The organism is Candidatus Avelusimicrobium aviculae (assembly GCF_949292495.1).
GTDB lineage: Bacteria > Elusimicrobiota > Elusimicrobia > Elusimicrobiales > Elusimicrobiaceae > Avelusimicrobium > Avelusimicrobium aviculae.
The window spans coordinates 1-13,415 of record NZ_CASEZB010000029.1 but is presented as its reverse complement, the minus strand read 5'-3'; the positions used below and the strand labels follow the sequence as shown (position 1 = coordinate 13,415).

Genomic DNA, 13,415 nt, shown 5'->3' with positions numbered 1-13,415 from the left:
TGGTATCGGCAGTGATAAACGCAGTGACTTAATTTGGTAAGTTCCATATTGAGATGGTACTAAATATGAAGATTTGGGGATACACACTCCATCCCTCGGGCTTACGCCCGGGGTTTATTGTGAGCAGTAGTTATAAAAACGCCCCGGGAAGGAAACCCGGGGCGTTCAAAACGGACAAGCGCTTATTTATTTACAGCCGCAGGCATAGCCGGCATAGGCGGCAACGGCTTGGCATAGGTGCCCACATTAGGCAGCTGCAGTTTAACCGGCTGTAATGCGGGCTTTTTCCAGCTGTTGTATAAGAAGTCCGCCCCCACCGGCCAAGACAACGGCCTGATTATATTTCTTACCTGGCCGGGAGCCAACACTCCCAAACTCTTCATGGTAATAGCCGCGCCAGCGCCTAAGAACGCATAAGACATACCCAACGAATAGGTAGGAACCTGCTCGTCCACAATCATCGGGCCGCCGGGGCGGTTTTCGTCTGTCATAATATCCATGGACGTACTTACTACCAGCGGAGGAAGCGCCATCCCCACGTTAGCCGCTGAAAATACCGTGCGGGAAACCGCTTTATACCCGTCTTTTAAGCGTTTTTGCTCTTTTAAGTCTTTAGCGGCGTTTACAATGGTTTCCACTTCTTTTGAGCTCATATACCGCGCGGTGGCCAAATTCTGTAAAGATTGGAAGACGTTAGCCGTACCCAACCCCAGTAAAGTGCCGCCGGCAATCAGTTTGCTCCAGTTCCAAGCGTCCATATTGCCGTTGGCGTCTTTATCTACCGACAGCAGCAAACCGCCGCCCGTAGCGGAAGAAAGCAAGGAATATTGCAACATCTTGGTATAGCGTACTTTTTCATCCGCACCAAACAGGTTCAAAATAGGACCTGCTTTCCAGCGCGCGATAAACGGCGCCACCAATAACGCCCCGCCCGTAAAAGTAGCGGTCAGATTTTTCTTTTGATGGTCTTGATTCAAATGACCGGCGGAAATGTTAAAGACATCCGCGGAAGCCCACTGCTGCGCCGCCGGTTTTAACATTTGGTTGGTCGCTTTGTTATACGCGGCGGATTCAAACCCCGTAAGCATAAACGCGCCGGCCATCATAGGCAGCATAGCGGGGTTGGCCACCAGCCTATATGCCTCTAAGGATTCCTTTTTCAAAGTCTGCCATACTTGCCCTTTAGGGAACTTAAAGCCTTTTTCCATACCGATGGTGCGGTTGATGCTGGAAGAATGCATAATCATCAAAGCCGCGACAGACCCCGCTTCCAACACCGGGAAAGAAGAAGCAAATGTTGGCGGTTTGGAAACCAAACCGTCCCCGGTTGAGGAATACAGCCCGCCAAACACCAGCGGAGGAACTAACAACGCGGCAGAACCAATGTTTTTGGCCAACATGCTCTTTACCAAGCCCGTACTGCCGCTGGCTTTACCAATCAACGTGTTCAAGCTGGCGCGCAATAACGCAGAGGATAAACCAATGGCCGCCGCAGAAGGATACAACCACAGATAGCTGGGCAAACCGGCCGGCTTTTCACTGGAAGTTTTATTTTGGGGAGTATTCCAAACAAACCCCGCCGCCAACGGAAAGGCCAAACCGGTAGAGGATATAGCCAACGCCGCTTTCGTAACGCCCAAAGCGCCATAGCGTTTTACAAACGGGGTAAACATAGGAGCAAAGAAAGAAGGCACAAACGGCAAGAACAGCGTAATCATCATTTTAGCGGTATCGCTTGCGCCGTAAGGCTTATCGCTGGGATAAAATTCTTCCAAGGAAGACAACAACCCGGTGGAGGCGGAACTTAAGCTCAGCCCCGTAGCCACATACATGCGCCACAAACCGGTTTTTTTGGCGTCTACCACTAAAGAAAGAGGAGTGGATATTTTACTGCTGCGCAACGCAGTAACCAAATGCCCGGCCTCCCCTTTGGGAATACCAAAGAAGTACGGATTTTTGATATTAACTATCTCGTTGCTCTTATTGAAAAAGGAGAAACCTCCCTTTGTATCCACCACCAATTTATCTACGCCCAAAGCGCCCATATTAAAGAATTTGTCCGCCTTTACCACCATAGGCACTTCCTGCAAAGTACCGTTGGCCAACTGGCGGTATACCTGCAACATAGAAGAGAAGCGCTCTTCTTTATCTCCCGTTAAAGCTACGCGAGAGGCCAGCAGGCGGTTGTCTTTCAGCATCATGGAAATTGTCTTTTCTTCCGTGCCGCGGTGCCATTTCTTAGGGAACCAGGAAAATTCTTCCAGCCAGTTGCGCGCCCCGTTCCACCCGCGCGCCAATAAACCTTGTTTGGCGTAAGGGGACATCGTCAGCGCAAGCGGCTCAGGAGCGCCTACCATAGCCTGGGCCAGTTTAGGCAATTCACCCGGCCGGGCAATGATTTTAAAGTTCTCCAGCTTAAAAGGAGCGCCGGCGGCGTTAATCATGGAAAGGGTATACTCGCCCGTTTTTTCAGGTATAAAATCTACATGCTGGTAAAACCGGTCAGACACGCCGTTTAACCGCGGGTCCATACGCAGCGTTAAGGGCAAAGCATGCGTGCCCTTTGCGTCCCGCACAAAGGCGGCACGGGCTTCATATTCCACAGAGGGCTTGCGCACCACAGAACCAGACAAACTGCGCGCCGCCTTGGGAGCGGTAATAGAATAATCTTTACGCAAATTCCAGGCCAACACGTCGGTGAGTTTTAATTTTTCCGCTGGGGTAAAAATAGGGCTTTCATTTACCAATACCCCTACTTTTTTACCCAAAATTTGGCGGTATACGGCATTGCCGCGCCAAGCATGATAACTGTCATTGCCAAAAGGAACAAAACTGAGGAATTGGCGCCATTTGCGGTTGCGGTATTGATAAGACTGGTCCGCCAGTTTTACGGCATTTTCTAAAATTTTAGACGTTTCCTCTACTGCTGCGGGGGCTTTTATACCCGCCATAGCCAAATTATGCGACACCGCCGATAAACTTACTTTCCCCTCAGGCATTAAAGAGACGGTTTTGGTAAGCGCTTCCGGCACACTAAAAGCTTTATTGCCGCGAATAGAGCCCGCCAGTTCAAATATGGCGCGCTGATACGGGGTGGTGGCAAAGGCGGTTTCACCGGCCGGTACCGCGGTGTATAACTCATCTAACCATAATTGGCGGTATAAACTGTTTTTTCCGAACAAACGGGTTTTTAAAGAAAACGCCTCTTTCATGAACCGATCGTTTACGCGCGAAGAGGTTTGGGTTAAAAGTTGCTTAAACTCAGTAGCCTGCGCCGGAGTGGAAAACAGTTCTTTATCTAACACAATTTTCCCGGCTTCAAAACGGGCGGGAGACACAGCCTCATATCCCCGCGCGTACATGCGCACTTTGCTGGGAGCAAACTCAACAGACGCAAACAACGGAGCCTGCGCTTGAATTACCCCCTCTAAACGGGAAGATATTTTGGCGTTTAGGTTGCGCGTCCAGTTAGGGCGCAGTCCTTTTAACGCGGCCACTAACGGTTCGGCATTTCCTATATTTTTCAAACTGCCTAACATGCGGGTTTCTCCGGCCAGCTTACCAACACCAGCCAAAGCCCCGTTACCCAGCATCTTCATCCAGCGGAGGGCTTTAGGAGAGTTGCGCACGATATCCGCCCCAAACCACAAGAGCAGCACCACATCACATACGGCCGCGCCGTCCCCCCACCATTTATTACGGGTATAGGCACTTCTTTTTAATACATATAAATTACTCTTTTTATCATAGGGTTTAATCAGATAGCCATCTTTTACCTGTTTTCCCTTTACCGCCGCGGCAAAGGCTCCGTACAGCTTGTTGTCCAAAGCCAGTTCTTCGTCGGCGTTTAAATCACCCATCGTATTTAAAAACAAATAGCGGGAAAATACCGCCGCGGCAGGCAAACCTGTATTTTGGCTTAAAGCGGTTAAAGCCTGACGGCTTTGCGAAACGGTATTGGCGCCTCTTTGGGCTTCTTCTTGGGAAACGGTAATGACGCCTTTCCCGGCACCGGCATTGCTAAAATACTGGCCGGCACGGGTAATGACGTTGGAAGGAGTATATTTTTCCGCACCGCTTTTTCCGCTGATTAACGCCCCGACTAAAAACGGCAATATGGTGTCGCAATTAATATAAAATCCTTCCCCGCGCTTGGTAACCAAACAACGCCCGACGCCATAATTATGCAATACCTGCAGGCTGTCTTTGCTGCCCTCGGCCGCTAACATTAAGGCCAGCTCTTCCCAACCGTTGGAATAGGAACCGTCTTCCCCTTGGAATTGGGCCTTTTTAGACACATCCCCCAAATAGCGCTGGTTTCCGCCTAATTCATACTTGGCAAAATCATGCAACTCCGTAAAAGACAAGGGAAATACCGTATTATGTTCTCTCTGAACAGCGGCATGTAAAATACCGCCCACCGTTTTTGCCTGCCCCATAGACAGCAAGGCAGAAGCCCCGGCCAACAACACCGGCCCGGCCGCTCCGTTTACGTCTAAATGGCGTTCCACAAATTCGCTCACGGCCATGGAGGCCTCAAAACTTCCCTGCCCTAATTGCCCCAGCCCGGCCAAGGCGGAAAAAGCCCGCTCGCAGGAATAGGCGGATTTAGGGTTTAAACAACCGTCATTGACGGACAAATCTTTAATAAAGATATCCATCAACAAATCTTTTTCTTTTTGAGTAAAAAAGCTTTCCCCTTTAACAGTACGGTAAGACAAAAGCCGCGGGGTAATGCCCACCAGATAAGAAACGGCTTTTTCCGGGTGAGAGGCATATAAGGAAAAGAGCTGCTGTTTCTTTTGCAAAACAACTTTGTCGCGCTGTTCGTCCGCGTTTTTTTGGTAAAAGGCATAGCGGTCTTTAGCGCTCAAAAGGGCGCTTTTGGTTTCTCTATCCAGCTGAGATAAAGAGTCGTTTTTCCAAAAGAATAATTGCTCCCGGAATTTTTTTCTTATGGCCTCCATATCTTTTTCTATATATGCGATGCGTTCTTCTTTTTGGCTGTCCGTTTCCGGCTCGGACGGAGTGCTGGATTCTATTTGCTTATTTTGCAAGGAGGATAATTTTTCTTCAAATTGCGCTAAGGTCTTATCATACTGTTCTTGAATGGAAGCCCGGACGGCAGCCGCTTCTTTTTCAATGGCTTGCGCATCTTGTTCTTTAAAGGTTTCAAAAGAGGATTGTTTCGTTGTTTGCGTGGCGGAAGAGAAAAGAGGATTAAAAAAAGTTCTGATTTCTTCTAATTGTTTTAAAACGGGGTCTTTCTGAGCTAACTCTTGAAAAAAACGTTTGATATTTTCTTGTCTGGAAGGAGTATAAAATCCGGAAGGATTTTGGGCGGTATAGGCTCTTTCTTTTAATAATTTTTCTAAATCATCGGCGGATATGGGTAGTTTTGCTTTGGAAGTGGAAACAGCTTGGGCGGCGGCTTGGCCGGTTAGGTTAAAAATCATTACTACTGCTAGAATTAGGGATATAAAACGGCGGAATGCTTCTACAAGAGATACAGGTTGGTTTTTCATATATATAATCCTTTTAGAAATTATCAAATAGAAAGCTCCTTCACTTTCAATTTTCTATTAAAACCTTTTTTTTCGCAAGGGCCAAAGGGCCTATTTCGCGCTTGGGCCCACTGGTTCATTTTTAGACAAAAAACCGGACAAACTCTTACAGAGCTTCTCCGGTACTGAAAATTTACCCCGCATGGGATTTGAACCCATACCACCGGTTCCGAAGACCGGTACTCTATCCAGTTGAGCTAACGGGGCCCGTTTGTTATTGTATCAATAATTAGCCAGGTATGCAAAAGCCGTCAACAGTCCGCCTTGCGGATATACACAAAAAGGCGTTTCACACCGGGCCTATTCCTAGGCAAACAAAATTTGGTAGAATAAAATTATCTTAATTGCTGTAAGGAGTATACCTATGGGTGGACATTCACACTGGGCCGGTATTAAACATAAAAAGGCCCTCGTAGACGCTAAAAAAGGTAAAGTATTTACCAAAATTTTAAGAGAAATCACCATCGCCGCCAAGATGAGCGGCGGCAACCCGGACCAAAACCCCCGCCTGCGCAAAGCCATTGACGACGCCCGCGCCGCCAATATGCCTTCTGACAACGTAAAACGCGCTATTATGAAAGGTACCGGTCAGCTGCCGGGTGTTTCTTATGAAGAAATCACCTATGAAGGCTACGGCCCCGGTTCCGTGGCGGTTATTGTGGAGTGCACCACGGACAATAAAAACCGCACTTTCTCTGAAATACGCAAAATTTTCACCAGCCACGGCGGTTCTATCGGCACGGCGGGATGCGTATCCTATATGTTTAAAAGCAAAGGGCTTATTGTGGTAAAGAAAGAAGACATCGGTGAAGATGAACTGATGGATTTAGCCCTGGAAGCCGGCGCCGAAGACGTGCGCACCGCGGCGGACGTATATGAAGTAATCACCGCCCCGGAAATGGCCGCCTTGGACGCTGTTAAAAAAGCCATTGAAGCTAAAGGCATTACGCCCGAATCGGCCGATTTATCCATGCTGCCCGATACGGAAGTAAATATCACCGACGAACACACCGCCGAAACCTTAATGAAAATGCTGGAAGCGTTGGACGACCACGACGACACCAAAAACGTGTACGACAACTCCAGCATTGACGAAGCGGTAGCCGCCAAATTGGACGCATAAGAGGCCGCTTGACCACTAAAATAACCACCGTTTTAGGTATAGACCCTGGTTTAGACAGAACGGGATGGGCAGTTCTCACACGAGATGCCCGTTCCGTTTTGTCTTTAACGGCTTGCGGGCTGATACACACTCAGGCCGGCCAAGAACTGCCTGCCCGGTTGGATTATATTTTCCGCCAGCTTCAGCAAATTTTGCAAACATACGCCCCCCAGCAAGTAGCCATGGAGCAAAACTTCTTTTTAAAACGCGCCGTTACCATGGCTAACACGGTCATGACGCGCGGGGTAATTTTGCTGGCGTGCGAACAGGCGCAAAAACAAATTACTTTTTATCCCCCCAAGCGCGTTAAAATGATGTTATGCGGCACCGGCGCGGCTGACAAAAAACAAGTGCAGCGCATGGTGCAGCTTACCTTAAATTTAAACAAGCCCCCCCAGCCAGACGACGTGGCCGACGCTGTGGCCATTGGGATATGCCACCTAAAAACCTCTCCGCTTAATAATATGCTAAACGTAAAGACGGCTTTCTTGGAAAAATTAAAAGCCGCCCGGGAACAACAAATCAAAAAAACAGTTAAATAATTTTCCTTTTTAAAATTCCGGCAAAATAATTTTTGAAACATTTTCCTTGCACAAAATAAACACAAACTCCCGGTTAATTCTTTTTCCTATTTCAAACGAAACTATCAATAACCAACCCTGCCGTTTCTTTTTTAAGGAAAGAACAAACGGCAGGCCTTTTATCAATATGCTAAAATGAAATTATGATAGGCTACTTAAGAGGGGAAGTTTTGGAAGTGCGGGAGGACGGCGTTCTCCTGTTATGCGGGGCCGTGGGGTATGAAATCAACATGGCCCATTCCTGCGTGCTGGAATTAGAGGCGGGAAAAGAAATATCCCTTTATATAGCCGAATCCATTTCCCCTTACGACGGCACCGTGCTGTACGGCTTCTTAACCAAAGAAGACAAAGAACTTTGGACGCTTTTTAAAACCGCTATTCCCAACACAGGGGCAAAAAAAGCGCTGGAACTGTTAAACAAAGCCTTGCGCAGCGTGGCGGACTTTCACAAAGCCATTGTTTCCAAAGACCCTAAAATTTTAACAGGCATTTTTGGCTTCACGGCCAAAACGGCGGAAAAGCTCATCAACTCTTTAAAAGACAAGATGGACGCCGTATCCGTACAGGGCGAAAGCAAAATAAAAGTGCTGGACGACTCCCCCTACATGACCCCCGTGCTGGAAGCGTTAAGCGCGCTGGGGTATTCCGCCGCAGAGGCGCGCCGCGCGATAGAAAAATTATACGCGCAGGGCCTTAACCCAAATGACAAAATAGAAAATATCATTAAAGAAGCTTTGCGGGTACTTAAAAAATGAGCAATCAAAACGATATTTTAGACGTTAAACAACTTAGCGAAGAAGCCGGCGGCATGGAAGCGGCCCTGCGCCCGGGCACGCTGGACGAATTTGTGGGGCAGGATAACTTAAAATCCAACCTGCGCGTATTTATAGAGGCCGCCCGCGCCCGCCAAGAAGCGCTGGACCATTGCCTTTTTTACGCCCCGCCCGGTTTAGGTAAAACCACTTTGGCCAATATTCTAGCCAAAGAGATGGGCGTAAACATTAAAGTTACTTCCGGCCCGGTGCTTGCCCGCCCCGGGGATTTGGCCGCCATGCTGACCACCGAACTGGCCGACGGGGATATTTTATTTATTGACGAAATACACCGCCTAAACCCCGCCGTGGAAGAAGCCCTCTACCCCGCCATGGAAGATTTTACTTTCTTTATTAATACCGGCAAAGGCCCGGGCTCCACCACGTTAAAACTGGCCGTACCCAAATTTACCTTGGTGGGCGCCACCACGCGCTCCGGCCTGCTTACCGGCCCGCTAAGAGACCGCTTTGGCATTGTGTTTAATTTGGGCTTTTATGAAATTTCTGAAATTACGGATATTTTGGCCCGTTCCGCCCGGCTGTTAAACATCGCGGCGGACCGCGCGGGCCTGACCGAACTGGCCAAACGCTCCCGCGGTACCCCGCGCATCGCTAACCGCCTGCTGCGCCGCGCGCGGGATTTTGCCCAAGTAAAAGGGCAGGGCGTTATCACGCAGGAAATCGCCACCCTGGCTATGAACTCTTTAGATATTGACAACGAAGGCTTAGACAGCGTGGACAAACGCATTTTAGAAGCTTTAATAGACCGCTTTAACGGCGGCCCGGTAGGGGTGGAAAATTTAGCTATCGCCGTGTCAGAAGCGGTGGATACGCTGACGGACGCCATAGAGCCCTATCTCATTAAGGCCGGTTTCATTGCGCGCACCCCGCGCGGGCGTGTGGCCACCCCCAAAGCGTATAAACACTTAAACCGCAAACCGGCAACGGACTTATTATTTTAACCATGAAAACCAAAAGCCTTTTTTTGTTAACAGCTGTTTGCGGCTGCCTGTTATTGGCGGCCTGCGCGGCGCCTTCCGCGCGCAATGCGGGAGGGCAGCAATCTGCCCGGCCGGAAACCACCGTGCGCGTACTGCTGGCTGAAAAACAAAAAACGGCCTCTTTTAAACATTCCGGGCTTTTATATATTTACACCAAAGACCGTTCCAAAAGATACAAAATTTCCAACGCGGGCACATTGTCCGCCCGTGCGCTGGGCGGCGGCAAAGTACAAGCCGGCACCCTGCAAAGCGCCCAGCCTGTTATATTGGAGCCCGCCCCCGGCAAAACCATTACGTTTAACGGAAACGCCTACGCGGGCAAAATGTATTTAGTGCCGGACGGGAGCTACTTTCATATAGTGGAATACGTGCCTTTGGAAACTTACCTTTACGGCGTGCTTCCGTATGAAATGAGCTACACCTGGCCCGCCGAGGCTTTAAAAGCCCAAGCCGTAGCCGCCCGCACATTTACCTTAAAAAGCATGGAAACCACCGGCAAACGTTACTTTGATTTGTATAACGACGTACGCAGCCAGGTGTATAAAGGAACAGGCAAAGTGTATCCTTCCGTAAAAACCGCGGTGGATAAAACCCGCGGGCAAATTCTTACCTTTGAGGGAAAATTATTTTATACCTATTATCACGGCAACTGCGGCGGCGCTACGGACAGCGTAACCAGCTGGAGCCCCAGCGCCAAAGCCATTAAACCCCTTTCCGGCGCCAAATGTGGTTATGACAAGCACGCCAAAAATTATTCCTGGCAGCAAACCGTCCCCCTCGCCAAGGCGGAAAGTTACGCCGCTTCGCTGGGGTTAAAAGGCAAATTAAAATCCATCAAAGTGGCCCGCAAAACCAAAACCGGGCGCGCTACTAACATTACCGTACGCACCCAGAAGGGGAGCAAAACCGTCGCTTGCGGAAACTTCCGCTCCGCCTTTGGGTTAAAAAGCTGTAAAATCACCAAACTCTCCCTGCGCAAGAAAGACGTTTTGTTCAAAGGCAGGGGTTCCGGCCATGGGGTGGGCATGTGCCAAGACGGCGCAAACGGCATGGCTAAGGCCGGGAAAAACTACAAAGACATTTTAAAAAAATATTATCCCGGGGCTAAAATTACCCAGGTAAAGGATTTATAAGTATGGCATTTGAACGTTTCAAAAAATTAGATTTAGACCCGCTTATCGCCAAACAGCCGGCCACCCCGCGAGACAGTTCCCGCCAAATGGTGCTGCACCGGGACACCCACACCATAGAACACCGCATTTTTAGGGATATACACGAATACCTAAACCCCGGCGACACCCTGGTAATGAATAATACCAAAGTATTCCCGGCTAAACTGTTTGCGCATAAACCCACTGGCGGAAAGGTGGAAATTCTGCTGGTGCGCCCCACGGTAAACAGCCGCACCTGGGCGGTGCTCACGCGCGACTATAAAGAAGGCATCACGCTGGATTTTTCCGACGGGCTGAGCGCCAAAGTTTTGGGCAAAACGGAAAATAACGAAGCCGTACTGGAATTTAATACCGACGACATCCTCCCCTTTTGCAACGCCCATGGGCTAATGCCGCTTCCCCAATACATAGAAAAAGCCCGCAAGCACAGCGGCCTTACCCCCAGCATAGCCACCGATAAAGAACGCTATCAAACCGTATACGCCAAGTATGAGGGCTCCATCGCCGCGCCTACGGCGGGTTTTCATTTTACGCCGGAACTGCTGCAAAAAATACAAAACAAAGGGGTGAACATCGCCTACATCACCCTGCATGTAGGCTGGGGAACGTTTAAACCCCTGCGCGGCGAGCCGCAAGAACACCATATGCTGGCCGAACTGGGCGAAATATCCTCCCAAACGGCGGAGCTGGTAAACCAAACACACGCCAACGGCAAGCGGGTTTTTTCCGTAGGAACAACCAGCACCCGCACGCTGGAAAGTTTTACTGACGAAAACCGCCATACCCACAGCGGCAAAAAATGGACAGACTTGTTTATTTACCCCGGATACAAATTTAAAGCCATAGACTGCTTAATCACTAATTTTCATTTCCCGGACTCCACTCCTTTGTGCATGACATCCGCCTTTGCCGGGGAAGACTTTATTTACGAAGCCTACCTGCAAGCTGTGGGAAAAAAATACCGTTTCTACTCCTTTGGGGACAGCATGATGATTTTGTAGTTTCTCAATAAAATAAAAATGAACCCTTTTGATTTTAAACTTATGTTTATAAACGATATGGGCAGCGGGGCATTTATTCCCTTGGAGTATTATTGGAACAGAGCCGCCCAGGCAAAAATTAAACGCCGCTGGGAGCGTTTTATTAAGTTTATCAAGCGCAACTACCTTTTACCACAAGCCCAAAAATTAGCTAAAGAGATTGATTTTTAAGCCCATTTTTAGCCCGATACGGAATATGGTAAAATATAAATATATGGCCCTTATTTCCCCCTTTCAAATTTTACATAAAGACCCTTCCTGCAAGGCCCGCAGCGGTATTTTGTATACCAAACACGGCGCCGTTCACACCCCGGTGTTTATGCCGGTGGCTACACAAGCCAGCGTAAAAGCGCTGACGGATGAAGACTTGCGCAACGTGGGGGCGGAGTGTTTGCTTTCCAATACTTACCACCTGTATTTGCGCCCCGGCACCAAAACATTGGAAACGTTGGGCGGGCTTCACCCCTTTATGAATTGGGACAGAAGCATTCTAACGGATTCCGGCGGCTTTCAGGTATACAGTTTGTCTAAATTTCGCAAAATTAAAGAAGAAGGGGTTACTTTCCAGTCTCACCATGACGGAAGCAAACACCTGTTCACCCCTGAAAACGTAATAGATTTTGAAAGCCAAATAGGTTCTGACATTTGGACCATGCTGGACGTGTGCATACACGCCAAAAACCCTTCCAAGCACAACGCGCGCGAAGCGTTGGACATCACCAAACGCTGGGCCGAACGCGCCGAAAAAGCCTACCATAAAAAAATTGCCGAGCAATACATTACCCAAAACCCGGACGGCTCTTTTACGGTAGGGAATTCCCTTCTGTTTGGAATTATACAAGGCTCCATTTACCCGGATTTGCGCAAAGAAGCGGCCGAGCATATGGCCTCCCTGCGTACGCACGGGTATTGCATAGGGGGGCTTTCTTTGGGGGAAACGCTGGAGCAAATGAACGCCGCCGTAAGCGCGGTGACGGACGTGCTGCCCGAAGGCAAACCCCGCTATTTTATGGGGCTGGGCACGCCCATAGAAATTTTAAATTCCATAGAGCGCGGCGTGGATATGTTTGACTGCGTATGGCCCACCCGCGTAGCGCGCAACGGCCAAGTAATGACCAGCGAAGGCAAACTGAATATTAAAAATGCCGAGTTCCGCCTGCAAACCGGCCCCTTAGACCCCCAGTGTGACTGCTACACCTGCCGCCATTATTCCCGCGCCTACATCAGCCACCTGTTCCGCGCGGCGGAGCTTACCAGCCACCGTTTAATTTCCATACACAACATACGCTTCTTAATACGCTTAATGGAACGCGCCCGGGAAGCCATTAAAAACGGCTCTTTCCTAGCGTTAAAAGAGGAAGTGGTTTCCAAATACAAATAAACGCCCTCTGCTTATAATAACCTGGCGTTTATTGCAAAAAACTCTATAAAGCTTACCCCGCCAACCGGCGGGGTTTTATTTGCCCTATCCATTGCATAACCTTGCTTCCATACCTCTTTAAATATGTTTTTACGCCCTTTTATAAAAAAGGGGAACCCACACTGTGCAGGTGCGGGTTCCCTTGGGGCGTAAACTCTCGGCCATGAAAAAACCGAAAGCTACGTAAAACGACTTGTTATTCCTTAAGACTTACACACACATTCATGTCTAATAACGTTAGCTCCTACAGAGGCACAAGATTCCCAGAAACAGGTAGCCCCTTCAGTAGAACACGTTCCAGAGCAGGAAGCGGAAGGGCACGTCCCAGGATATGAGCCTAAAGATCCGCTTGTACAAATACCGGCTTCTCGGCTGCCTCTTTCCGTCCAGTGCAAACTAATTTTACAAGTATCCGAGGTCAACTCCCAGGCACATTTATCTAAGCTGGTATTGTACTTGTACGTTTTCTTGCCCGTATATCCGGCAGGGCAGCTTTCCGTCTTCGTTAAGCTGGACGGCTGACCCGCGCATTTACAGCTGCTATTGTCGCCATAAGTCCAGGTGCAGGTATCGTGGTTGTACGTATCCGTGATGGTACCCGTCCACTTGCTGTTTTCGCCAGAGCATTGGCGGGTTGTTGTACTTTTGCCGCTATACTGCACT

General features: G+C 49.0%; 9 protein-coding genes and 1 tRNA gene. 8 read left to right on the top strand and 2 right to left on the bottom strand.

Annotated features, from left to right (window positions below):
• Positions 1-182: 182 nt before the first annotated feature.
• Together ACQY33_RS06635 and ACQY33_RS06630 are read right to left on the bottom strand one after the other, a co-directional pair.
• The gene (locus tag ACQY33_RS06635; RefSeq protein WP_428075147.1) at positions 183-5,525 is read right to left on the bottom strand and encodes a hypothetical protein; all 5,343 of its coding nucleotides are present in this window, start codon (positions 5,523-5,525) and stop codon (positions 183-185) included.
• Between the two features lie 173 nt (positions 5,526-5,698).
• Positions 5,699-5,771: transfer RNA gene (locus ACQY33_RS06630), tRNA-Arg, on the bottom strand.
• A 157-nt stretch (positions 5,772-5,928) separates the two neighbouring features.
• Here ACQY33_RS06630 and ACQY33_RS06625 point away from each other — a divergent pair.
• From ACQY33_RS06625 to tgt, 8 genes are all read left to right on the top strand, one after another.
• On the top strand, positions 5,929-6,687 hold the full coding sequence (locus tag ACQY33_RS06625) for a YebC/PmpR family DNA-binding transcriptional regulator (protein ID WP_428075145.1): 759 nt from the start codon (positions 5,929-5,931) through the stop codon (positions 6,685-6,687).
• An 8-nt stretch (positions 6,688-6,695) separates the two neighbouring features.
• On the top strand, positions 6,696-7,268 hold the full coding sequence (ruvC, locus tag ACQY33_RS06620) for a crossover junction endodeoxyribonuclease RuvC (protein WP_428075143.1): 573 nt from the start codon (positions 6,696-6,698) through the stop codon (positions 7,266-7,268).
• 182 nt (positions 7,269-7,450) lie between these two features.
• The gene (gene ruvA / locus ACQY33_RS06615) at positions 7,451-8,062 is read left to right on the top strand and encodes a Holliday junction branch migration protein RuvA (protein ID WP_428075141.1); all 612 of its coding nucleotides are present in this window, start codon (positions 7,451-7,453) and stop codon (positions 8,060-8,062) included.
• Positions 8,059-9,081 (top strand): Holliday junction branch migration DNA helicase RuvB, encoded by a 1,023-nt coding sequence (gene ruvB, locus ACQY33_RS06610; RefSeq protein WP_428075139.1) that lies wholly within the window; start codon positions 8,059-8,061, stop codon positions 9,079-9,081. The genes ruvA and ruvB overlap by 4 nt, the downstream gene beginning before the upstream one ends.
• 2 nt (positions 9,082-9,083) lie before the next feature.
• On the top strand, positions 9,084-10,253 hold the full coding sequence (locus ACQY33_RS06605; protein ID WP_428075137.1) for a SpoIID/LytB domain-containing protein: 1,170 nt from the start codon (positions 9,084-9,086) through the stop codon (positions 10,251-10,253).
• A gap of 2 nt (positions 10,254-10,255) precedes the next feature.
• Positions 10,256-11,293 (top strand): tRNA preQ1(34) S-adenosylmethionine ribosyltransferase-isomerase QueA, encoded by a 1,038-nt coding sequence (gene queA, locus ACQY33_RS06600; protein WP_428075135.1) that lies wholly within the window; start codon positions 10,256-10,258, stop codon positions 11,291-11,293.
• A 42-nt stretch (positions 11,294-11,335) separates the two neighbouring features.
• Positions 11,336-11,503: a hypothetical protein gene (locus tag ACQY33_RS06595; protein ID WP_428075133.1), complete on the top strand. Its 168-nt coding sequence runs from the start codon at positions 11,336-11,338 to the stop codon at positions 11,501-11,503.
• Positions 11,504-11,546: 43 nt separating this feature from the next.
• Positions 11,547-12,713 carry a tRNA guanosine(34) transglycosylase Tgt gene (gene tgt, locus ACQY33_RS06590; protein ID WP_428075149.1) on the top strand — a complete coding sequence of 389 codons (1,167 nt, stop codon included), beginning with the start codon at positions 11,547-11,549 and terminating at the stop codon, positions 12,711-12,713.
• Positions 12,714-13,415 lie beyond the last annotated feature (702 nt).